The 21,863-nt window shown below is 72.2% G+C and carries 22 protein-coding genes; 13 read left to right on the top strand and 9 right to left on the bottom strand.

The window, feature by feature from the left end; genetic code table 11:
• Window positions 1-193: 193 nt before the first annotated feature.
• Window positions 194-646: a DoxX family membrane protein gene (locus BCL76_RS15955; RefSeq protein ID WP_109780144.1), complete on the top strand. Its 453-nt coding sequence runs from the start codon at window positions 194-196 to the stop codon at window positions 644-646.
• A complete protein-coding gene (locus BCL76_RS15960) occupies window positions 643-1,086 on the top strand; it encodes a Zn-ribbon domain-containing OB-fold protein (protein WP_109780145.1) in 444 nt (147 codons plus the stop codon). The genes BCL76_RS15955 and BCL76_RS15960 overlap by 4 nt, the downstream gene beginning before the upstream one ends.
• A 10-nt stretch (window positions 1,087-1,096) precedes the next feature.
• Here the strand turns inward: BCL76_RS15960 and BCL76_RS15965 are convergent, their stop codons facing one another.
• Window positions 1,097-1,807 carry a pyridoxine/pyridoxamine 5'-phosphate oxidase gene (locus BCL76_RS15965; protein ID WP_109780146.1) on the bottom strand — a complete coding sequence of 237 codons (711 nt, stop codon included), beginning with the start codon at window positions 1,805-1,807 and terminating at the stop codon, window positions 1,097-1,099.
• Between the two features lie 1,585 nt (window positions 1,808-3,392).
• Between BCL76_RS15965 and BCL76_RS15980 the strand changes: the two genes are divergently transcribed.
• On the top strand, window positions 3,393-3,599 hold the full coding sequence (locus BCL76_RS15980) for a DUF4287 domain-containing protein (protein ID WP_109780148.1): 207 nt from the start codon (window positions 3,393-3,395) through the stop codon (window positions 3,597-3,599).
• A gap of 30 nt (window positions 3,600-3,629) precedes the next feature.
• On the opposite strand, the gene BCL76_RS15985 is transcribed toward BCL76_RS15980, so the two are convergent.
• Complete coding sequence (locus tag BCL76_RS15985) at window positions 3,630-4,814, bottom strand: thiolase C-terminal domain-containing protein (RefSeq protein ID WP_109780149.1); 1,185 nt, start codon at window positions 4,812-4,814, stop codon at window positions 3,630-3,632.
• 287 nt (window positions 4,815-5,101) lie between these two features.
• On the opposite strand from BCL76_RS15985, the gene BCL76_RS15990 reads away from it, so the two are divergent.
• The 5 genes from BCL76_RS15990 (at window position 5,102) to BCL76_RS16010 (ending at window position 9,892) form a co-directional block, all read left to right on the top strand.
• Window positions 5,102-5,287 (top strand): hypothetical protein, encoded by a 186-nt coding sequence (locus BCL76_RS15990; RefSeq protein ID WP_109780150.1) that lies wholly within the window; start codon window positions 5,102-5,104, stop codon window positions 5,285-5,287.
• A gap of 55 nt (window positions 5,288-5,342) precedes the next feature.
• Window positions 5,343-6,749 (top strand): N-6 DNA methylase, encoded by a 1,407-nt coding sequence (locus BCL76_RS15995; RefSeq protein ID WP_109780151.1) that lies wholly within the window; start codon window positions 5,343-5,345, stop codon window positions 6,747-6,749.
• Window positions 6,746-8,014: a hypothetical protein gene (locus BCL76_RS16000; RefSeq protein ID WP_109780152.1), complete on the top strand. Its 1,269-nt coding sequence runs from the start codon at window positions 6,746-6,748 to the stop codon at window positions 8,012-8,014. Before BCL76_RS15995 ends, BCL76_RS16000 begins: the two co-directional genes overlap by 4 nt.
• A gap of 88 nt (window positions 8,015-8,102) precedes the next feature.
• Window positions 8,103-9,419 carry an acyl-CoA dehydrogenase family protein gene (locus BCL76_RS16005; protein WP_109780153.1) on the top strand — a complete coding sequence of 439 codons (1,317 nt, stop codon included), beginning with the start codon at window positions 8,103-8,105 and terminating at the stop codon, window positions 9,417-9,419.
• Window positions 9,419-9,892, top strand: coding sequence for a nitroreductase family deazaflavin-dependent oxidoreductase (locus tag BCL76_RS16010; protein WP_109780154.1), 474 nt, complete (start codon window positions 9,419-9,421; stop codon window positions 9,890-9,892). Before BCL76_RS16005 ends, BCL76_RS16010 begins: the two co-directional genes overlap by 1 nt.
• Window positions 9,893-9,991: 99 nt before the next feature.
• Here BCL76_RS16010 and BCL76_RS16015 read toward each other — a convergent pair whose 3' ends face one another.
• Window positions 9,992-10,639, bottom strand: a complete 648-nt coding sequence (locus BCL76_RS16015) for a TetR family transcriptional regulator (protein WP_030013555.1) — start codon at window positions 10,637-10,639, stop codon at window positions 9,992-9,994.
• A gap of 319 nt (window positions 10,640-10,958) precedes the next feature.
• Here BCL76_RS16015 and BCL76_RS16020 point away from each other — a divergent pair, with 319 nt between their 5' ends.
• From BCL76_RS16020 to BCL76_RS16035, 4 genes are all read left to right on the top strand, one after another.
• Window positions 10,959-11,753, top strand: coding sequence for a VOC family protein (locus tag BCL76_RS16020; RefSeq protein ID WP_109780155.1), 795 nt, complete (start codon window positions 10,959-10,961; stop codon window positions 11,751-11,753).
• Window positions 11,754-12,077: 324 nt separating this feature from the next.
• Window positions 12,078-14,492, top strand: coding sequence for a serine/threonine-protein kinase (locus tag BCL76_RS16025; protein WP_109780156.1), 2,415 nt, complete (start codon window positions 12,078-12,080; stop codon window positions 14,490-14,492).
• Between the two features lie 68 nt (window positions 14,493-14,560).
• Window positions 14,561-15,061, top strand: coding sequence for a peptidylprolyl isomerase (locus BCL76_RS16030; protein ID WP_109780157.1), 501 nt, complete (start codon window positions 14,561-14,563; stop codon window positions 15,059-15,061).
• A gap of 225 nt (window positions 15,062-15,286) precedes the next feature.
• Complete coding sequence (locus BCL76_RS16035; RefSeq protein ID WP_109780158.1) at window positions 15,287-15,898, top strand: hypothetical protein; 612 nt, start codon at window positions 15,287-15,289, stop codon at window positions 15,896-15,898.
• 37 nt (window positions 15,899-15,935) lie between these two features.
• Here the strand turns inward: BCL76_RS16035 and BCL76_RS16040 are convergent, their stop codons facing one another.
• Genes BCL76_RS16040 through BCL76_RS16050 form a run of 3 tightly spaced genes read right to left on the bottom strand, consistent with a single transcriptional unit; the run spans window position 15,936 to window position 18,347 of the window.
• Window positions 15,936-16,712, bottom strand: coding sequence for an enoyl-CoA hydratase/isomerase family protein (locus BCL76_RS16040; RefSeq protein WP_109780159.1), 777 nt, complete (start codon window positions 16,710-16,712; stop codon window positions 15,936-15,938).
• The gene (locus BCL76_RS16045; protein ID WP_375137923.1) at window positions 16,709-17,191 is read right to left on the bottom strand and encodes a Zn-ribbon domain-containing OB-fold protein; all 483 of its coding nucleotides are present in this window, start codon (window positions 17,189-17,191) and stop codon (window positions 16,709-16,711) included. The genes BCL76_RS16040 and BCL76_RS16045 overlap by 4 nt, the downstream gene beginning before the upstream one ends.
• 4 nt (window positions 17,192-17,195) lie before the next feature.
• Complete coding sequence (locus BCL76_RS16050) at window positions 17,196-18,347, bottom strand: lipid-transfer protein (protein ID WP_109780160.1); 1,152 nt, start codon at window positions 18,345-18,347, stop codon at window positions 17,196-17,198.
• A gap of 95 nt (window positions 18,348-18,442) precedes the next feature.
• Between BCL76_RS16050 and BCL76_RS16055 the strand changes: the two genes are divergently transcribed.
• On the top strand, window positions 18,443-20,125 hold the full coding sequence (locus BCL76_RS16055) for a FadD3 family acyl-CoA ligase (protein WP_109780161.1): 1,683 nt from the start codon (window positions 18,443-18,445) through the stop codon (window positions 20,123-20,125).
• Window positions 20,126-20,131: 6 nt separating this feature from the next.
• On the opposite strand, the gene BCL76_RS16060 is transcribed toward BCL76_RS16055, so the two are convergent.
• The 3 genes from BCL76_RS16060 to BCL76_RS16070 all read right to left on the bottom strand — a co-directional run bounded on the left by BCL76_RS16060 (window position 20,132) and on the right by BCL76_RS16070 (window position 21,852).
• Window positions 20,132-20,704, bottom strand: coding sequence for a Uma2 family endonuclease (locus BCL76_RS16060; protein WP_109780162.1), 573 nt, complete (start codon window positions 20,702-20,704; stop codon window positions 20,132-20,134).
• A 76-nt stretch (window positions 20,705-20,780) separates the two neighbouring features.
• A complete protein-coding gene (locus BCL76_RS16065; protein ID WP_109780163.1) occupies window positions 20,781-21,512 on the bottom strand; it encodes a class I SAM-dependent methyltransferase in 732 nt (243 codons plus the stop codon).
• A 139-nt stretch (window positions 21,513-21,651) separates the two neighbouring features.
• The gene (locus BCL76_RS16070) at window positions 21,652-21,852 is read right to left on the bottom strand and encodes a hypothetical protein (protein WP_109780164.1); all 201 of its coding nucleotides are present in this window, start codon (window positions 21,850-21,852) and stop codon (window positions 21,652-21,654) included.
• Window positions 21,853-21,863 lie beyond the last annotated feature (11 nt).

Genomic DNA, 21,863 nt, shown 5'->3' on the forward strand with positions numbered 1-21,863 from the left:
CTGGGTTCATGGGTCTCGGTCGGGCGGGGAATCGATTGCGGATCGATCACGGCGGGCGTAGCCCGCGACCGATGGCCGACGGATGGTCGAGCGGCGGCCGACCGGGGCCTTGCGCGATCGCTCCGGATCCGCTGAACTGACGTACCGTCAGATAAAGCGTGCGTGTCGATCGCGAGAGGGGTGGGGGCCGCCGATGCAGACCATCTGGCTCAGTGGGGCCGAATGGCTCGCCGTGCTCCGGATAGGCCTCGGCCTGTGGTGGCTGGAGAGCTGGCGGCACAAGGACAAGAAGGGCTGGTTCGAGCGCGGCACCGGCATAGCCTGGGCCGCCGACGTCGCCGGCAAACACCGCTGGACCTTCGTCAAGGGCGGCTTCGAGCTGGTCGTCGCACCGCGGCCGAAGATGATGGCGTACCTCGTCGTCTACGCGGAACTCGCGCTCGGGCTGGGCCTCGTCCTCGGCTTCCTGACCCCCGTCGCCCTCGTCGGCGGACTCCTGCTGAACCTGCTCTACCTGGTCCTGATGATCCACGACTGGGCCGAGCAGGGTCAGAACACGATGATGGCGCTCATCTCGCTCGTCGCACTCCTCGCCATGTCCTGGCAGACCTGGTCCCTCGACGCGGCGATCGGACTCTTCCTGTGAGCGGCACCGCGCGGTACGACCTCCCCGAGGCGGACGAGTTCACCCGCCCCTACTGGGATGCGGCCGCCGAGGGCCGGCTCCTGCTGCGGCGCTGCGCCGACTGCGGGCGGGCCCATCACTACCCGCGCGAGTTCTGCCCGTTCTGCTGGGCGGGCGAGGACCGCGTGACGTGGGAGACGGCCGGCGGCCGGGCGACCCTCTACACGTGGTCGGTGATCCACCGCAACGACCTCCCGCCGTTCGGCACGCGCGTCCCCTACACGGCGGCGGTCGTCGACCTCGCCGAAGGCCCGCGGATGATGACCGAGGTGGTGGACTGCGAGGCGGCGCAGCTGCGCATCGGCATGCCGCTGACGGTCACCTTCCGCGAGGCGGCGGACGGGGTGTGGGTGGCGGTCTTCCGGCCCGCGCCCGCCCCCGTGCCGGCGGCGGAGCGCTGACGGTCGGGGGTCAGGGCCAGAGCAGCTCGCGGTCCCAGGACCCGTCGGCGGTACGGGAGTACCGCAGGCGGACGTGCCGGCGCGCGGCGTCCCCCTGGAAGAACTCCACCTCGACGGGTTCCAGTACGTACCGCGTCCAGGTCGGAGCCGGCGCGTCCGGCTCGGCTCCGGCTCGCTCCCAGGCCGCCGCCGAGACCCGCGCCAGCTCCTCCACGGAACCGAGCACCTCGCTCTGCCGGCCTGTGAGCGCGGCGGCGAGCGCACCGCGCGAGCGGACCGCCAGGTCGGCTCGGCTCTCCTCGGGCCCGCAGGCGGTGACCCGACCCCGGAGGCGGACCTGGCGGCCCACGGTCGGCCAGTAGAACCCGAGCGCCGCGTCGGGCCGCCCGGCCAACTGCACGCCCTTGGCGCTGGTGGCGTGCGAGGCGAAGTGCCAGCCGCGCGCGTCGGCGTCGTGCAGCATCAGCGTCCGCACGTCGGGCCGCCCCTGACTGTCCACCGTCGCCAGACTCATGGTGTGCGGCTCCAACTGCCCCGCCCGCGCGGCCTGCACGAACCACTCCCGGAAGAGCGCCAGCGGCTCGGCGGGCGCGGCGGCCGTGTCGAAGCCGGGGAGCGGGCAGTCCCACACGCGCAGGGAGTGCAGGGTGGCGTCGAAGTCGTCGGAGGCGTCGGAGACGGCTTCGCCGCCCAGGCCGGTGCTGTTGCTCTCGCTGCTCATGGGCCCCATGGAACAGCAGGGCGGGAGCGGGGGCCAGGGAATTGGGGGTGGCGTGCCGCGGGGTCGGGGGCGTGGGGTACGGGATCCACTGGACCGGCATCAGGGAGGGTATGGGGGTTTCCCGTCAGTCCCATCGTCCCTCCGTGTCGGGCCGGTCCCTCAAGGGCGCTCCTTCGTCGCGTCGCTTCGCGATGTCGCTGCGCTCCACCCTTGACCGACCGTCCCGCCCCGGAGAAACGAAAGACTGCCGAGAAGCCCCCAAAAGAACGAGCCGGTCCAAGGTCACAGGGACGGGGCGATCACAGAAGCCCGGACCGGGTCGGGTGCAAGCGACGATCCCGAGACGGGCCCATGAGAGAGCCATCCCGGTGGCGCCTGGGCGCACCAGATCGCTACACGCTCAGCACGTCTCAGCGTCCGACGCCCGTCCGGGGCTGGACATAGGCCGCCCACCGCCCGCTTGCCCTTCCCCCGTCACGCGTCCGGCGCCTGTTGGGGGCGGGCGCAGGTCGCTTCGGATCGCTGGGTGCTTCTCCGTGACTGCAACAGTCGGTCGTCAGGGGTTGATGAGAGCTGACGAGAGGGGCGGACGGTCGATGGCTCGGACAATCCGTGGTGGAGCCGGGTCAGGACGAACACGGCACCACCAACCCGGCCCCATAGCCGGGCAATAGGGGCAAACTTGCGGCCTTCCGGGCCCGCCCGCACACGCTGACCTGCATCCACCACGGAACAGCCGCGCTTCCACGCACTTCCGCCACCAACAGCCTCCAGCCGCCTCACCCGGGAAGCCCCCATGGGTCGTGGGCGGCTTGTGCCCGGCCACGGACGGTTGTGGGGCGCAGGTCGAGAGTCGGTCCCGGTCTCGTGGGCGGCTTATGCCCAGCCCCGGTCGGTCGTCGGACGCAGGTCGAGAGTCAGTCCCGGTCTCGTGGGCGGCTTGTGCCCGGCCCCGGGCGACCTTCAGCCGCCTCGCGTGGGAAGTGACTACGGACCGTGGGCGGCTTATGTCCAGCCCAGGACGGTCGTCGGACGCTGAGAGACGAGAAGCACGTAGCGATCTGACGCGCTCCCCCGACCTGGGTCCGGGTCCGGACGGAGCCGTCTCGGGATCGCCCCTCACACCCGACCCGGTCCGGGCTTCTGTGATGTCCCCGTCCTTCGTACCTTCGACCGGCTCGTTCTTTTGGGGGCTTCTCGGCAGTCTTTCGTTTCTCCGGGGCGGGACGGTCGGTCAAGGGTGGCCGCAGGCCATCGCGTAGCGACGCGACGAAGGAGCGCCCTTGAGGGACCGGCCCGACACGGAGGGACGATGGGACTGACGGGAAACCCCCATACCCCTCCCTGATGCCGGTCCAGTGGATCCCGTACCCCACGCCCACGCCCCCGACCCCCTCCCGCTCCCGATCGATCGGCCTCCGCCCTCCCGAAGCCCCCGGACCTCTCCGATCCCACCGCCGGCGAAGAAATCTTTCGTCCCGCCGATGAGTTCTGCCCGCCGCAGGGGTCCTACCTACGACACGCAGCGAAACACCGCGACGCGCAACGGCACCGCACCACGCCCCGTACCCCGAGGAGACCCGCCATGACCGAGACGGCCAAGGGCCCCGCCAGCTACTTCCCCTCCATCGAGAAGAAGTACGGGCTTCCCATCGGGGAGTGGCAGGAGCTCATCCGGTCCTCTCCGCTGACCAAGCACATGGAACTCGTGTCGTGGCTCAAGACCGAGCACGGTCTGGGGCACGGTCACGCCAACGCGCTCGTCGCGCACACTCTCGCCGAGGGCAAGTAGCGGTCCCCGCCCCCGGGCGGCGGGGACCGCTCAGCCCCTCCCCAGCAGGACCGTTCCCGACGAGCAGAACCAGCCGCCCGTACCCGAGGCCAAGGCGACCTCCGGGAGGCGGCCGCCGGGTTTGGTGACCTGGCCGGCCCCCGCCTCGCCGCGGAGTTGGCGGACCGCCTCGACCAGGAGGAACAGGCCGCGCATGCCGGGGTGGCAGGCCGAGAGGCCGCCGCCGTCGGTGTTGACCGGGAGTTCCCCGTCGCGCAGCAGGCGGCCCTTCTCCACGAACGCCCCGCCCTCGCCCTTCGCGCAGAAGCCGAGGTCCTCCAGGGTCACCAGGGTCATGTAGGTGAAGGCGTCGTAGATCTCCGCGAGGTCCACGTCCGCCGGGGTGAGGCCGGCCCGCTCGAAGGCGATGCGCCCCGAGACGGCGGCCGGGGACACGGTGAAGTCCTCCCACTCCGACATGGTGGTGTGGGAGACGGAGGTGCCCGCCCCCAGAATCCAGACAGAAGCCTTCGCGGTGTCCGGTACGTAGTCCTCCGCCGCCAGGAGCACCGCGCAGCCGCCGTCCGAGCGGATGCAGCAGTGCAGCTTGGTGAAGGGGTCGGCGATCATGTCGCCGCCGAGTACGTCCTCGACCGTGATCGGGTCGCGGAACATGGCGTCCGGGTTCGTGGCCGCGTTCGCGCGGGCCTGTACGGCCACGGAGGCGAGCTGCTCCAGCGTGGTCCCGTACTCGTGCATGTGGCGGCGGGCGGCCATCGCGTACTTGGAGATCAACGTGTGGCCGTACGGGACCTCGAACTGCAGCGGTCCGCGCGCCCCGAAGGAGAGGTTGGACGTGCGGCGCCGTGCCTTGATGTCCGCGCGGGCCGTGGAGCCGTAGACCAGGAGCACGGCGTTGGCGTGCCCGGCGGCGATCGCGTCCGCCGCGTGGGCGGCCATGACCTCCCAGGTGGAGCCGCCGACCGAGGTGGAGTCGACCCAGGTGGGGCGCAGGCCCAGGTACTCGGCCACCTCGACCGGCGCGAGTGTGCCGAGGCCGGCCGAGGCGAAGCCGTCGATGACCGAGCGGTCCAGGCCGGAGTCGGCCAGGGCGCGGCGGGCGGCCTGCGCGTGCAGGGCGTAGGGGGTGGGGCCGTCGACCCGGCCGCAGTCCGAGAGGGCGACGCCGACGACCGCGACCCGACGCCTGGGAGAGGACGGTATGGCTGGAGACATACATCTGACGGTACATCAGATTTGCGGTGCGAGGGCAGGGCTCTGCGTCCGCCGCCGCCGCGCGGGTCGCGGATTCGAGGGGGAATTAGAGGGGGAATTCGAGGGGGTAGTGGAAATCGTGAAGGCGTATCCTGAGGTTCCCGCCTGATCCAAGCCGACTGCTAACTAAAAACCAAACGGACTGCTGCAGATGCTATGGTGAAGCCATGCATCGATGGGGTGGTGTCCTTCCGCCTTGGCCGATGCCGACTTATCGGTCGAATCTGGCGCAAGAATGGTGGGGGTCCGTGCAGCAGAAGCTTTTGGTGGTCGCGCTCATCGTCATGTCCGGGCTGCTCGTCGCCTTCGTGGCGGGGGCCTGTCTGCGGGCGGTGGGAGCCGACTGGCAGGCAGTGCTGGCCGGCGGAGGGGCCGCCTTCGTCGCGACGGTCGGCGTGGGATTCCTGATCGTGAACTACGTCCAGGCCCCATGACCTGCGGGGCATGATGGGGTGAGTACGGGGTGGCGGTGAGCACGGAGGAGAAGAAGTGGACGCGAACGCGGCTCAGGAGGCGGCGCTCCGGCGGGCGGTGGACGCCCTGCGTGGGGTCGTTCCCGTCGAGGAGGCGCTCCGCCTCGTCATGCTCCTCGGGCTGCTGCGGCACCAGGCGGAGTCTTCACGGTCCACCGACGAGCTGTACTCGGCGTCCCGGTCCTACGCCTGGGACGAGGTTCGGTCCGGCGTGGACGGGGATCACCTGCACGAGGTGATCGCGAGGGGTGTGCGGGACTGGCAGATGGATCGCGGGCACCGGGTCGACCTGCCCGTTCCCGACCTGCATGCGCTGCGTGGCGCCCGGGTGTACGACGTCGTCGGCGTGGTGGCCCAGGCGCCGAGCCCCGTCCGGTTGTTCGACCTCGTGCTACAGGCGCAGTCCCGGGAGGCCAAGGGTGGCCACTACTTCACTCCGAGCGGTGTGGCGCGCTTGATGGTGGAGCTGCTGGACCCTCGGGAGGGCGATTCCGTCCACGATCCTGCCTGCGGATCGGGCGGTCTGCTCATCGAATCCGCCGCCCACGTGGCCGCGCGCGGCGGAGCGGCGGGGCGCCTGCGGCTGTTCGGCCAAGACGTGAGTGCGTCCGCGTTGGCCACGGCCGAGATGAACATCGGCATCCGCGATCTCGACGCTCTCTTGGTCGGCACGGAATCGAGTCTCCTGCGCGACGGCTTCCCTGACCGGACGTTCGATGTCGTGGCGGTCAACCCTCCCTTCAACATGTCGCGGTGGGATGGCGGATACGGCCGGCACGACGAGCACTGGCCTTTGGGCGTGCCGCCCCAGGGCAACGCCAACTTCGCCTGGGTGCAGGTCTGTCTGAAGAAGCTCGCTCCCGGGGGGAAGGCGGGGATCCTCCTGCCCACGGGCGCGGCGACCGGTACGCGGGGCGCCGAACGTGACATCCGGGCGCACCTGGTCGACCAGGGACTCCTGACCGCGGTGGTCGAACTCCCCGCCGGGATCATCCCGCACGTTCGCAACCCCATGTGTCTGTGGATCATGTCCGGGTTCCGGGGTGCGGGACCGGTGCGGCAGCCCGGCGAGGTGCTCCTCGTCGACGCCCGCGAGACCGCAGTCACCGTGGACAAGCGCCAGCGCATCCTTCCCGGCGAGGCGATCGGGAGGATTTCGGACACCTTCGCCTCGTGGCTCGGGCGCTCCGGAGCTCGGTCGTACGCGGACCGGCCCGGCTGGTGCCGGTCGGTTCCCTTGGTGGAGCTCGCCGCTCAGGAGCACGATGTGCTCCCGTCCCGCCACGTGCCCGCACAGGGCATCGACGAAACGGACTTCGGAGGCCACCGGCAGCTGTCGGATCTGACCGCTGAACTCGAGCACCACTTCGACGAATCGAACCGGCTGGAACGCGAGCTCCGACACATGCTGGGGATCCGGTGAGCGCAGGACTGCTCGAACAGCGGCTGGGGGCTCTCCCCCCGGACTGGGCGGTGGTGCGCCTCGGAGAGCTTCCCCTCAAGTCGGCTGTCGGCTACGGGATCACCCGCCCCGGTCCGCATGCGGACGACGGCGTGGGCATGGTGCGCGCCGCGGACGTTCAGGATGGTCGGATCCGTCCGGACCAGGCGAGGCTCGTCAGCCGGCAGGTGGACGACGCTCATGCGCGCAGCCGGATCGCTGCGGGTGACGTCCTTGTCGTCATGGTCGGCAGGGTGGGTGAAGCCGCCCTCGCGAACGGGGAGTTCCAAGGCTGGAACATCTCTCGCACGGTCGGGCGGGTCAGTCTGGCCGACGATGCTCCCGTGGCTCCGGACTGGCTCGCTGCGTGGCTCAACTCCTCTCTCGCGCGCGCGTGGTGCGCCGCGCGGGCGACGGGGTCGACTCTGCAGCGCACGCTGAACCTGGCCGCCTTGCGCGAGCTGCCGGTTCCGGTACCGCCGCGTGCGCAGGCTCGGGAGTTTCTCCGCCTGCTGGCTGTGGTGGAGCAGAAGTCGGAGGTCGACCGCGCCATCGTGCGTACAGCACCCCAGGTCGCGGACGCCTGGTTCCGGGCGGAGACGGCCGGGGAACCGCCCGGTCCGGTTTTCGGGGAGCTCGCGCGGATCAGTATCGGATCCCGCGTGCGGCCGCACCCGGAGAGTGGGGAGTCGGTCGGTCCTTGCGTGCCTTCCGTGCCGGTCGTGGCACCCGCGGACATCCTGCAGAGCGAACTGGCGCACCTCCGCCACATCGGTGCGGAGCAGGCTGCCGCACCGGACATGCCGCTCTGTCCGCCCGGGTCGTTGCTCGTGGCCGCGAGGGAGGGCGGTGTGCACGTGGTGGTGAACGACCAGGTCGTGGCCCCGGGTAGGGGAGTGCTCGTCCTGGAACCGGCGTTCGAGGACGACCGATACTGGCTGCTCCACGGCATCCGCTGCCGTGCCGCCGACCTGGCGTCGACGGCTCAGGGCGCAGGAGGCCGCGAGATCAGTCACCGCGCGTTCGCTGCCGCCACCACCGCTTGGGCCCCGGCGCACGTCCGCGCCCGGTTCGCGGAGGTGGCCGGACGCCTGCACGCGAGGGCGCGCACCGCCGCGGAGGAGATCGGCACGCTCACCGCCCTGCGGGAGGCGCTGTTCGTCGAGTTCCTCGCAGGAGGTTCCGTGCGGCGTGGGGGCTTCGTGACGGGCGGGGGAGTGCAGGAGGGTCTCTTCGGGGTGGAGTAGCAATGCGGAGAGACGTCTCCGCACCCTGTGCATCTGGCGCCCCCGGCTCTAACATGACGGCCCGTCAGATACGGGGAGGAGCCCGACGATGGATGCCGCCTTCACCGCGGAGCAGGACGAGATACGCCGTACCCTGCGCGAGATCCTGGGCAAACGCTGCGGCCCCGACGAGGTCAAGGCCGCCGTCCGCACCGCCGCCGGACACGATCGCGAGCTCTGGCAGCAGCTCGCCCGGCAGCTCGGGCTGCCCGGCATCGCCATCGCCGAGGAGTACGGCGGTGTCGGCTGCGGCCCCGCCGACCTGGCGCTGGCCTGCGAGGAGACCGGGCGGGCGCTGCTGCCCTCGCCGCTGCTGGCCACCGCCGCGCTGTGCGTGCCCCTGATCACCGCCCTCGGCACCGACGCCCAGCGCTCCGCGCTGCTCCTGCCGCTGGCGTCGGGCGGGCTGAGCGCCGCCCTCGCCGTCCCCGGCCCGGCGCTCGCCACCGCCCTCGCGCTGACCGGCGAGGACGCCGAGGGCCGCTGGTCCGGCGGCGGCCGCGCCGGCGGGGTCCAGGCCCGCGCCGACGCGTCCGGGGGCGGCTGGCGGCTGTACGGGGAGGTCGCCCAGGTGCTCGACGGGCACAGTGCCGGGCTGCTGCTCGTCGCCGCGCACACCGGCGGCTTCGCGCGCAGCCGTACGTTGCTGTTCCTCGTACGGGAGGACGCGCCGGGGCTCGTGCGGTCCCGGCAGGCCGTCCTGGACGAGACCCGCCCGCAGGCCAGGATCGAACTACGGGACGCCCCTGCGGAGTTGCTCGGCGACGACGGGGCGGATGTGCTCGGCGCGCTCGCCGCGACCGGGCGGACCGCCGCCGCCGTGCTGGCCGCCGAGGCGGTCGGCGCGGCCGATCAGGCGCTGGCCCGCACGGTGGAGTACGTGCGTCAGCGCGAGCAGTTCGGCCGGGCGATCGGCTCCTTCCAGGCGGTCAAGCACCGCCTCGCCGACCTGTACGTGCGGGTGCAGGCGGCCCGCTCGGCGGCCTACTACGCCGCCTGGGACCCGGACCAGGGCGGCCTCGCGCTCGCCCAGGCCCTGGAGACCCTACGGGTGACCGCGGGCGAGGCGATCCAGCTGCACGGCGGCATCGGCTTCACCTGGGAGCACGACGCGCACCTCTACTTCAAGCGGGCGGCCGCCGACGAGCTGCTGTTCGGCCCGGTCCACCGGCTGCGGGCACACGCCGCCGACCGCGCGGGCCTGTTCGCGGACCCGGCGGCTACGGCGGCGGCCACGGCGGCGGCTCCGGTCGGGGCCTCGGCGACAGCCGCCGCCCCGCCCGTGCCCGCGCCTACGCCGACGTCCCCGCCCGCGTCCCCGCGCACACCCCCGCCCCCACCCGCACAAGAGAAGGTGGCCGTCTGATGGCTCCCGGCGTCAAGCTGATGCAGAAGGTCTCCTCGACCCTGCTCTTCGCCAAGATCGCACCGCACTTCATCCCCGCCATGGACAAGGCGGTGCACAAGCTGACCCGCGGCAAGGTCATCCTCAGCGCCCAGATGCTGCCGGGCGTGATCCTCACCGCCAAAGGCGCCAAGACCGGTGAGCCGCGCACGACCCCGCTCGCCTGCATGCCGGAGAACGACGGGGCGACGTGGATCCTGATCGGCTCCAACTTCGGCCGGCCCGGGCACCCGGCATGGACCGGGAACCTGCTCAAGCACCCGGACGCGGACGTGAGTTGGCAAGGCCGGGACATCCCCGTCCGGGCCCGGCTGCTGGCGGGTGAGGAACGCGCGGAGGCGTGGCAGGCGGTGCTGAGGTTCTGGCCGCCGTATGCGACGTACCAGGCGCGCATCGAGCGCGAGATCCGGTTGTTCCGCCTGGAGCGTCGCTGATCGCAGGCGATCGGGCGTGGATCGGGCGTGGAACGGGCGTGGAACGGAAGTGGATCGGACGTGGTCGGCGGGCCCCTGGAGGGCGTCCGGGGGCCGCCGCTACTTCGTGGGCTTCTTGCCGGTGATCCCGAGGTGGACGAGCAGCGCCAGGTTCGGCTTGAGCTCGGCCTGCTTGACGCCCCAGGTCTGGAAGCCCTTCTGGTGCGAGGCGACCGCGGCCAGCATCGCCACCAGTGAACCGGCCATCGCCGCGGGGCTGATGTCCTTGTCGACCTTGCCCTTGGCCTGGAGCTCCTTCATCGATTCCGTGAGGGAGTTGGTGACCGAGTTCAGGATCTTCATGCGGATCTTGTAGAAGCGCTTGTCGCCCTCGGCCGCGCCGAGGTCGACGACCCGCAGGATCGCGTCGTTGCGGCGCCAGAACTCCAGGAAACCCTCGACGAGTTCCTCGGCGGCGGCCCACCCTGACTTGCCGACCCAGGTCCGGCCCTCGACGAGCGACGTCAACTGTGCGCCCTCGGTGGCCATTTGTTCGGCGATCTCCAGGACGGCGCCCTCGACGTCCGGGAAGTACTGGTAGAAGGTCGCGGGGGAGGTACCGGCCTTGCGGGCGACGTCGATCACTTTGACGTCGCGGTACGGCGAGGAGCTGAGCATCTCGCTGAGGCAGTCGAGCAGCTTCTGCCGCGTCGCCTGGCCGCGCCGGCCGGCGACACGCCCGTCGACGGTGCGTACTTGTCCTGTCATGCCGTCAGCTTACCGAGGGGTGATCGGCGCGCTATTCGGCCGCCTGCAAATGGGGTTACGGGGTCCCTGGCCTGGGCGGAAGGGGGTCCCGGGCGGCCGTGGGGGCGTATTTCGGACGCGCATCGGGTCCCACGGGCCTCGGTGCCGCCCCCGTCCGGCCCCCGACCCGCCCCCCGTCGAGGCCCCGGGCGTGTCGCCCGGTTCCGCAAGGTTTCCCCCGAATAGTCTTATCAACAGGCTGTGGACAAGTTTTCGGGCGGATCATGGCTGAGAGGGTTGGGAGGGTACACACCCCCGCACAACGGAAGGAAACGGGCCCATGGCCGCATTCGCCGAAGGCGCACCCTGCTGGGTGGACGCCTCGCTTCCGGACGTCGAGGCGGGCAAGCGCTTCTACGGTGAGCTCTTCGGGTGGACCTTCTCCGAAGGTGCGGGCGCCGAGTACGGCCACTACACCCAGGCCTACAGCCGCGGCCGCAACGTCGCCGCCCTCGCCCCCAAGCCCGACGGCCGCATGCCCACCGTCTGGGGGATCTACCTCTACACCACCGACGCCTACGCCTGCGCCCAGCGCATCCGCGCCGCCGGCGGCCAGATGGTGATGGACCCGATGCCGGTCGGTCCGTACGGCACCGCGGCGATGGCCGCCGACCCAGGAGGCGCCGTCTTCGGCCTGTGGCAGCCCGGCACCCACCACGGCTTCGACGCCCAGCAGGAGCCGTACACGTACTGCTGGAGCGAGGTCTACACGCGCGCCCGCGACGCCGTCGACGTCTTCTACGCCAAGGTCTTCGGCTACGTCCCGCAGGACCAGGACGACGCCGGTGTCGAGTACCGCATCTGGTCCCCGCCCGGGACCGCGCCCGGCACGGACACCGCGGTGCTCGGCCGCAGCCTGATCACCGACGCCTTCCCCGCGGTCATGCCCGCGCACTTCCTCGCCTACTTCGCCGTACCGGACTGCGATCAGTCGGTCATCACCGTGCAGCGTCTCGGCGGCCGGGTCACCGCCGACCCCTTCGACACCCCTTACGGGCGGATCGCGGTCGTCGCCGACAATCAGGGGGCGGTCTTCGGGCTGCTCTCGGAACCCCGCACGACGCCGGACGCGTGACGGGCCTCCTCGCCGACCGACGGCGGCCCCTCCCCTCCGACCGACGGCGGGCCCTCCCCGCCGACCGACGGCGAGCCCCCGATCGTCCGACGGCGGGCCCCCGCCGACCGGGCCGCGTGGCCCGGATCGCCCCGGTTCGGAAAGATCGCCGAGCAGATCACACCGCCCTGCTCGACGTGCCGGGGCCGGACCGGGTCCGGGCCTGACAGAATCGGGGTTGCTCGACCCGGGCGCCGCCCGGAGTGAGACGCTGCACGGGCAGGGCCCCGTGCCGGTGGAAGCGGGCCCGCTGAGTGGCCCGTACGGGGATGGGTGTGGAGGCGAGTGGTGGAGCAGCTGACGCAGCACGACCCGAGACGGATCGGCCCCTTCGAGGTGCTGGGACGGCTCGGCGCCGGCGGCATGGGGCTGGTCTATCTCGCGCGGTCCGCGTCCGGACGGCGGGTCGCGATCAAGACGGTGCGCACCGAGCTCGCCGAGGACCAGCTCTTCCGCGTCCGCTTCACGCGCGAGGTGGAGGCGGCCCGCGCCGTGTCGGGCTTCTACACCGCGGCCGTGGTCGACGCCGACCCGCGCGCCGCCGTGCCGTGGCTGGCGACCGCGTACGTCCCGGCGCCCTCCTTGGAGGAGATCGTCAACGAGTGCGGGCCCATGCCCGCCCAGGCCGTACGGTGGCTGGCCGCCGGCATCGCCGAGGCCCTGCAGTCCATCCACGGCGCCGGCCTGGTCCACCGCGACCTGAAGCCGTCCAACGTGCTCGTCGTCGAGGACGGCCCGCGCGTGATCGACTTCGGCATCGCGAGCGGGGTCTCCAACACCCGCCTGACCATGACGAACGTCGCCGTCGGCACGCCCGCGTACATGTCGCCCGAGCAGGCCAAGGACTCGCGCAGCGTCAAGGGCGCCAGCGATGTCTTCTCCCTCGGCTCCACCCTCGTCTTCGCCGCCACCGGGCACCCGCCGTACCACGGGGCGAACCCGGTGGAGACGGTCTTCATGCTGCTGCGCGAGGGACCGAACCTGGAGGGGCTGCCCGCCGAGCTGCGGCCGCTGATCGACTCCTGCATGCAGATGGACGCCACGCTCCGGCCCACCCCGGCCGACCTGCAGGCGCAGCTCGCCCCGCACCTCTTCGACGGCGGGGACGACAGCGGCACCGCCTCCGCGTGGCTGCCCGCCCGGGCCGTCGCGATGATCGAGGCCCGGCGTGCGGGGCACCGTACGCCGCCCGCGCCGCTCCCCGCGGTGCCGGCGCCCGGCCCGGGCTCCGGCGGTCGCGGGTCGGCCTCCGAGGCCGTCACGCACCGTCGGCCGCGCGGCGCCGACTCGTGGGTGGACCCGCGTACCGGTCAGGCCGTCCCGCAGCGCCCGCACCACCCGCCGATGTCCCCGGTGCCCTCGGGCGAGCCGGTGCGCCTGGGCGGTTCGCCGGTGCCGATCGGGCCCGGCCCGCGCGCGAGCGTCGCGGCCCCGGCCGCGCACGCCTCGTCCGCCGCCGCGGACTCGGCGACCGGCTGGATCCGCCCGCCCGGCGGATCGGTGGCCACCCCCTCGGCGGTGCAGCCCGTACCGGGCTCCGTACCGGGCCCCGGCCCGTCCCCGGACAGCGGCCGCTGGCGGCCGTGGCGCTTCCGCATGTCCAACGAGGTCTGGGGCACCCCGACCGTCGCCGGGAACCTGCTCTACGTGACCTCCTTCGAGGTCCACGCGCTGGACGTGGCGAGCGGCCGCCGCCAGTTCAAGACCCGCGACGTCGCCTGGTCCATGGCGGTCACCGACGGCCGGATCCACGCCTCCGACGGCCCGTCCCTCTTCGCGCTGGACGCGGCCGACGGCTCCGAGCGGTGGCGGCTGTCCACCGACGCCTGGGTGTACGCGCTGCGCGCCGAGCGCGGCACCGTCGTCACCGCCACCCGTGGCGGCGGCGTACAGGGCCGGGAGGCCTCCAACGGCCACAAGCTGTGGGAGCTGACCGGAGCGCAGAGCGACTTCGAGACCCCGGAGGCGGCCCCCGTCCTCCACGACGGCACGGTGTACGTGTGGCAGGACGCCCGGCTGCGCGCCCTGGACGCCCGTACCGGCCGCGAGTCCTGGTCCTACCCGATCGGCGACGCGGCCTCCTGCGGGAACGTGCCCGTCCGGGTCACTCCGGCGCCGGACGGCAACGTCTACGTCGCGGCCGGCACCCGGGTCATCTCGGTGGACCGGGCCTCGGGCCGGGTCCGCTGGCACTTCGAGGCCCCCGCGGTCTTCCTGGCGCCCCCGGCCTTCGCGCCGGGCGCGGCCGTCACGGGCGGCGGGGTCTACCTCGTCGACTACCTGGGCACGGTCTACGCCCTCGACGCGGCCACCGGCCAGGACCGCTGGCGGATCGCGACGGAGGGACGCCAGTCCGCGGACCCGGTGGTGGTCGCGAACGGCAACGTCCACCTGGGCGCGGGCAGCGCGCTGTACACGCTCGACGCGGTCACCGGTACGCCGAAGTGGCGGTTCGCGGCGGGTGGCGAGATCACCGGCCTGCCGGCGGTCGCGGACGGCCGGGTGCACTTCGGTTCGGCCGACCACTGCCTGTACACCCTGGACGCGGCGGGCGGCCAGCTGCGCTGGAAGTTGGCCACGGGCGGCGAGATCACGGGCGCCCCGGTGGCGGACGCGGGCGTGGTCTACGCGTGCAGCAAGGACCGCTGCGTGTACGCCCTGGACGCGGCGAAGGGGACGGGTACCCGGACCAGCGGTTGACCTGCGCGGAGGCGGGGCTGCGGCCCCGCCGGGTAGCGCACCGCACCGGGAGTGACAGGATGGACCCCATGAGCGACAACGTCTACTTCGACATCACCATCAACGGCGCACCGGCCGGACGCATCGTCTTCAATCTCTTCGACGACGTCGTCCCGGAGACCGCGCGCAACTTCCGTGAGCTGTGCACCGGCCAGAACGGCTACGGCTACGCCGGTTCCGGCTTCCACCGCGTCATCCCCCAGTTCATGCTGCAGGGTGGTGACTTCACCAACCACAACGGCACCGGCGGCAAGTCCATCTACGGCGAGAAGTTCGCCGACGAGAACTTCAAGCTGAAGCACGACCGCCCGTACCTGCTGTCGATGGCGAACGCCGGCCGCAACACCAACGGCTCGCAGTTCTTCATCACCACGGTCGTCACCTCGTGGCTCGACGGCAAGCACGTCGTCTTCGGCGAGGTCGTCTCGGGCCAGGAGCTCGTCGACCAGATCGAGGCCCTGGGCTCCCAGTCCGGCGCCCCCAAGGGCAAGGTCGAGATCGCGGCCTCCGGCGTCGTCGCCGCTGCCTGATCCCCACCCGCCAGTACGGCCGGTCGGCCCCGCCCCCTTCCGGGGGCCGGGGCCGCCGCCATGTGCGGGGGCGCTCCGGTGCCCCGTGCCGCGCGGCTCCGCGCGTGGCCCGCAGGGTGGACCGCTGAGTGGTGATACCGGCGAAAGAGCCTTTACGTCCCCCTTACGTGGCGCGTCCTGGCTGGTAGCGTGGCCCGCCGTTGTCCACGGGGAGGGGTTCGGGCCATGGTGGCTGGACGTCGTATCAGGTTCACCGCGGTGCTGGTGGGCGTCGTGCTCGCGCTGACCGGGTTCTCTTCGCACGGCGGGAGCAGCAGCAGCGGGAGCAGCGGAAGCAGCGGCAAGAGCAAGAGCAAGTCCGGCAGCGGTGGCGGGTGCTCCAGCTCCAAGAGCCGCAAGAAGAGCCACGGCAGCGACGACAACAGCACGGCCACGCCCACCGCGACGCCCTCCGCGAGTGCGAGCGGCGCCCCGGCCACGGCCGTCGTGATCACCTGCGTCGGCGGCACCTCGCCGGTCACCACGGTCCGCTTCACCTCGAACGTGGACAGCAGGGGGACCTTCGTCGTGAACCTCTACCGGGAGGGCGCGAACGGCACCGTCATCGAGTCGACCGAGGTCAAGGCGACCCTGGAGGCCCGTGAGACCCGTACGGTCGAGGTGGCGCTCCAGGATCCCTTCCGTGCGGCCGAGGTCACCACGTGCCGGCTCGACCGGCCCCGGCGGACGTCCGACACCTCGACGCCGAGCGCGGAGGCGACCACCTCGGGCGGCTCCCGGCCCACGCCCAGGTCGACCACGAAGAAGCCCGGCCCGAAGACCACGCGCAAGCCCTGAGGCCCGGGCCCCAGGGCCCCCAGGCGGCCGCCGCGCGTCAGCGCAGCCTGAACTCCGTACCCGGCCGGCGGGAGCCGAACAGCTCCGCCTGTCGCTCCGGGGCCAGGTTCCCCAGCGCGATCAGCGCCGGGGCCTGGGCGAGGGCCTGCTGGAGCGCGGCCTGTTTCGCCGACCACAGGGCCCGTACGGTGCCCTGCACGGCCTGGGTCGGGAAGCCGGCCAGGGTCTCGGCCGCCCGGAGGGCCGCCGGCAGCAGCTCCTCGGGCGCGGTCAGCTCCGAGACCAGTCCGATCTGATGGGCCCGGTGCGCCGAGAGCCGTTCGGCCGTGCCCATCAGGGACATCCGGGCCGCCTCCCCGAAGGGCATCCGCTGTGCCATGTACACGGCCTCGTAGGCGCTGACCATGCCGTAGGTGGTGTGCGGGTCGAAGAAGGAGGCGGTCTCGGAGGCGATCAGGAACTCCGCCTCGCCCAGCAGGTAGAAGGCCCCGCCGCAGGCCATGCCGTTGACGGCGGCGACCACCGGCTTCCACAGGTCGCCCGCCTTGGGGCCGATGGCGATCAGCGGGTCGTCGGCCGAGTAGGGGGAGGCGGGCTGCGGCACGTCGACGCCGCGGTCGATGCCGGTGCAGAAGGCGGCCGCTCCGGCGCCGGTCAACACGACCGCCCGCACCTCCTCGGCATACCGGAACTCCCGCCACACCGAGCTCAGTTCGGCGGCGGTCTCCAGATCGATCGCGTTGTGCCGGTGGACCCGGTCCAGGGTGACGACGGCGACCCCGGTCGCCTTGTCGCGGTCCACCCGCACGGTCATGACTTCTCCAGGATCCAGCGGGGCACGGCCATGCCGCCCGTCTCGGTGAAGGCCACGTGCACCCGGGCGCCGATCCGCAGCCGGGCCGGGTCCACCGAGTCGAGCGGGGCGTCGGCCGAGGTCACCAGGTTTCCGGCGAGCCGGATGTGCGGGGCGTCGGCGAGTTCCACGAGGATCACGTTGTACGGGGCCTGCGCGGCGTAGGCGGGCAGCAGCGGCGGGTGCGGCCGTACGTAGGACCAGATGCGGCCGCGGCCGCTCATGCGGCGCCACTCGCTGTCGAAGGACCGGCAGTGCGGGCAGCAGGGGCGGGGCGGGAAGCGCAGCCGGCCGCAGGCGGCGCAGGCCTGGACGCGGAGCTCGCCCCGGGCGGCGTACTCCCAGAAGGGGGCGCCGTCCTCGTCGGGGACCGGGAGCAGCAGCTCGTCCGCGGTGGCGGGAGTGGTGGGCGTGGCGGGAGTGGTGGGCGTGGTGGTCACCGGGTCAGCTCCTCAGCAGGATCGCGGACGTCGGGACTCCCTCGCCCGCCGTCACCAGGCAGGTCGAGGCGTCCGGCACCTGGGCGGTGGAGATGCCGCGCAGCTGCTTGACGCCCTCGTTGATCAGGTTGAAGCCGTGCACGTACGCCTCGGACAGGCCGCCGCCCCCGGTGTTGATGGGGAGCCGGCCGCCCATCTCCAGGGCTCCGCCCTCGGTGAAGGCGGCGCCCTCGCCGCGTCCGCAGAAGCCGTAGCCCTCCAGGGAGAGCGGGATCAGCGGGGTGAAGGCGTCGTAGATCTGGGCGACGTCCACGTCCTGGGGTCCGAAGTCGGCCTGCTTCCACAGGTGTCGGGCGGCGGTCCACGCGGGGCCGGACAGCGGGTCGTCGTTCCAGTAGTTGACCATGCCGTGGTGCTGGGCGGGCAGGCCCTGGGCGACGGAGTGGACGTAGACGGGTTTCTGCCGGCAGTCGCGGGCGCGCTCGGCGGAGACGATCACGCAGGCCAGCGCCCCGTCGGTCTCCAGGCAGTTGTCGAAGAGGCAGAGCGGGTCGCTGATCATGCGGGAGGTCATGTACATCTCGCGGGTCAGCGGGCGCTCGTACATCATCGCGGCCGGGTTGGCGTTGGCCCGGTTGCGGCAGGCCATGGCGACGTTGAAGAGGTGGTCGCGGGTGGCGCCGTACTCGTGCATGTAACGGCGGGCGAGCATCCCGATCTCGTCGGCGGGCCGCAGCAGGCCGAAGGGCCTGGTCCACTGGCCGGGGGTGGGTAGCTGGACGGCGGTGTTCTTCCAGGGGCGGGGGCCGGAGCCGCGTTTGCGGGAGCGCCAGGCGACGCCGACGGTGGCCTGGCCGGTGGCGACGGCGGAGGCGAGGTGACCGACGGTGGCGCAGGAACCGCCGCCGCCGTACCCGATCTTGGAGAAGAAGGTGACGTCGCCGGCGCCGATCGCCTTGGCCACCTCGACCTCGTCGGTCTCCTCCATGGTGTAGGAGGAGAAGGCGTCCACCTCAGAGGGCTCGATGCCGGCGTCGGCGAGGGCCGCCAGGATGGCCCGGCAGGCCAGTTCCTTCTCGGACTGCGGCAGTCGTTTGGCAAAGGCGGTCTGCCCGATGCCGACTATCGCCGTCGCGTCCTTGAGCGTTGCCGCCATCGCCACCTCCGGGGTGCGCCAGTACTGACAGCCGCGAAGGCTACAGCTAATCTGACGGATAGTCAGCTACTGGGTCTGCGGGAAGGTGGCACGCAATGGGCGACGACGGGCGCGACGACCGGCACGAGGACGTACGCGCGGACGTGCGCGAGGGCGTACGCGAGGAGTCGCGCGAGGACCCGCGCGGGGATCTGCGCTGGGGCAGCATCGCGCGGCTCGTGCGGGCGGCAGCGGCACGGTACGCCGACCGCGAGGCCGTCGTCGACGGGCGCACCCGGATCAGTTACACGCAGCTCGGCGAACGCGTCGAGCGGGCCGCCGCCGCCTGCCTCGCCGCCGGGATCGAGCCCGGCGACCGGGTCGCCGTCTGGGCCCCCAACACCCTGGAGTGGATCGTCTCCGCCCTCGGCGCCGTCTCGGCCGGCGCGGTGCTCGTCCCCCTCAACACCCGCTTCAAGGGCACCGAGGCCGCGTACGTCCTGGAGCGCAGCCGGGCCCGGCTGCTCTTCGTCACCGGCACCTTCCTCGGCACCTCCTACGTCGCCTCCTTGCGCCGCGCCGCGGCCGAGGGGCCCGGCGGCGGCCCGCTGCCCGGACTCCCGCACCTGGAACAGGTCGTCGTCCTCGCCGACGACGCCCCCGACTCCTTCCGTACCTGGAAGGACTTCCTGGCGGGCGGGGACGGCGTACCGGCCGCGGCGGTCCGCGAGCGCGCCGAGGCCATCCGCCCCGAGTCCCCCTCCGACATCATCTTCACCTCCGGTACCACCGGCAGCCCCAAGGGCGCGGTCATCACCCACGCCCAGTCCCTGCGCTGCTACGACGTGTGGTGCGAGCTCGCCGGACTGCGCGAGGGCGACCGCTACCTGATCGTGAACCCCTTCTTCCACACCTTCGGCTACAAGGCGGGGATCATCGCCTGCCTGATGCGCGGGGCCACGATGGTCCCGCAGTCCGTCTTCAACGTGGACACCGTCCTCGCGAACGTCGCCGCCGAGCGGATCTCCGTACTCCCCGGGCCGCCCACCCTCCACCAGTCGCTCCTCGACCACCCCCAGCGCGACCACCACGACCTCTCGGCCCTGCGCCTGGTCGTCACCGGCGCGGCCGTGGTCCCGCTGCGGCTCGTCGAACGGCTGCGCGGCGAGCTGCGCATCGGCGTCGTCCTCACCGCGTACGGGCTCTCCGAGGCCGGCGGCATCGTCACCATGTGCCGCCGCGACGACCCCGCGGAGACCGTCTCCGCCACCTCGGGCCGGGCCATCCCGGACACCGAGGTGGTGATCGTGGACGCGGACGGGCGGCCACGGCCCACCGGGCAGGCGGGCGAGATCGTGGTCCGCGGCTACCACGTCATGCAGGGCTACTTCGAGGACCCCGAGGAGACCGCCCGCGCGATCACCCCCGAGGGCCGGCTGCACACCGGCGACGTCGGATACCTGGACGAGGACGGCAACCTGCGCATCACCGACCGGATCAAGGACATGTTCATCGTCGGCGGGTTCAACGCCTACCCCGCCGAGATCGAGCAACTCCTCGGCCTCCACCCGGACATCGCGGACGTCGCGGTCATCGGCATCCCGGACCCGCGCCTCGGCGAGGTCGGCAAGGCCTACGCGGTCCGCCGCCCCGGCTCCACCCTCACCGCGGACGACCTGATCGCCTGGTCCCGCCGCGAGATGGCCAACTACAAGGTGCCGCGGGCGGTGGAGTTCGTGACGGAACTTCCCCGCAACGCGAGCGGCAAGATCCTCAAACGCGCCCTGCGCACCGGCTGACCCGGATCAGGGGACGAGGCCGCCCAGGTCGATGTCCGCGGGGAACGGGACCGCCACCTTGAGCCGCTCACGATGGATCCCGGTCGGGACATACGTCCGGGTGACCGTGTCCAGCTCGTAGACGTGCACGACGGGCTCACCCTCCTCGTCCTCGACCCGCCAGAAGTGGGGGATCTCGGCCTGGGCGTACTTGAAGGGCTTGATGGAACGGTCACGGTCGGCCGATTCCTCGGACACCACCTCGATCACCAGAACCACTTCGTCAGGGAGGTAGCGGGTGCGGTCCGGATCGTAGGGGACGGACGCAGCCAAGATGTCCGGTTCCGGGCGACTCTTCCGGTCGAGCCGGATCGTCATCTCCCGTTCGATCTCGATGCCGTCAGGTGTTGCCTGTCGCAGGGCGAAGGTCAGGTTCTCCACGAGCCGGGAGTGCCATGACCGCTGCGGCGACATCATGAAGATCAGCGCTCCGTCGATGAGCTCGGTGTGCCGGGGGGCCTGGGGCCAGTGGTCGAGGTCGTCCGCTTCCCAACCGCTCGGGCGGGGCGGGAGCATCCATTCGGGGAGCTCGGCTGCCATGGTGTCCTCCAGGGGTGCGCTGGTTCAGCCTACTGGGCGGTGGCCCCGCACACCGGGATACGGCGGCACGGGCCCGCTAGAGGCGGCGGGCCAGGAGCAGGCGCCAGTTCGGGGTGCCGTCCGGGCGGCGGCCGAAGTGGGGGAGGGGGACCGTCTCGACCGTGAAGCCGGCAGCCCGGAGGTCCGCGCGGACCGGGCCCAGGGGGAAGGTCCGGTAGTACATGACGAACGGCGGCCGCCACATCGCGTTGCGCACCCGCATCGCCGCGTCGAAGCCCGTCGTCGCCCACCACACCGGGGAGCCGAGCGGCAGCGGGGCCCCGATCGGGAAGGCGAAGACGCCGCCCCGGCGCAGCGTCGCGTGGATGCCGGAGAACAGCGCGGGCCGTTCCTTCGGGAGGAAGTGGCCGAAGGCGCCGAAGCTGACCGCCAGGTCGTAGGTGTCCGCGAGGGCGGCCGGCAGGGCCCGCGCGTCGGCCCGTACGAAATCCACGCGCTCGGCGTCCGCGCCGTACCGGCGCTCCGCCTCCGCCAGCATGCCCGCGCTGAGGTCCACCCCGGTGATCCGGCCCCGGCACAGCCGGCTCAGCATGCCGATCCCCGCGCCCGTGCCGCAGCAGACGTCCAGGCCGGCGCCGAAGGTGCCCTCGTGCTGGGCGAGGGTCTCCTCGACGGCGTCGAGCATCCGGTCCGGGGTGCGGAAGGGGGTGTGGTCGAACTTCGGCGCGAGGAGGTCGTAGCCCCGCTCCACCGAGGAGAGGCCCTGCACTGCCAGTTCGCGGACGCTCGGCCCGTGGGAGGAGAACACGCTCCCCAGCCTATGCCGCGGGGACGCGCACATACGTGTACGGCGGCCGCGGTGGCTCCCCCTCCGGGCCACCGCGACCGCCGTTCCCCCGTACTTCCCCCGTACTCCCCCGTGGAGTCCCCCGTACGTCGTGTCGGTGCTACGGGCGCGGACCGGACGCGTGGTTGTCCAGCGTCCGGATCTCCTCGTCCGTGGTGGGCACGGCCGGGGCGGGCGCGGCCGGAGCCGGCTCCTTCTCCAGCGGCTTGATCTCGATGCCCGAGGCGTGGTTGTCCAGGGTCTCGATCTCGACGCCCGAAGCGTGGTTGTCGAGCGGCTTGAGGTTCTCGTTCGTCGTCATCGATTCTCCTG

This window comes from Streptomyces sp. CG 926 (assembly GCF_003148825.1).
Classification (GTDB): Bacteria; Actinomycetota; Actinomycetes; order Streptomycetales; family Streptomycetaceae; genus Streptomyces.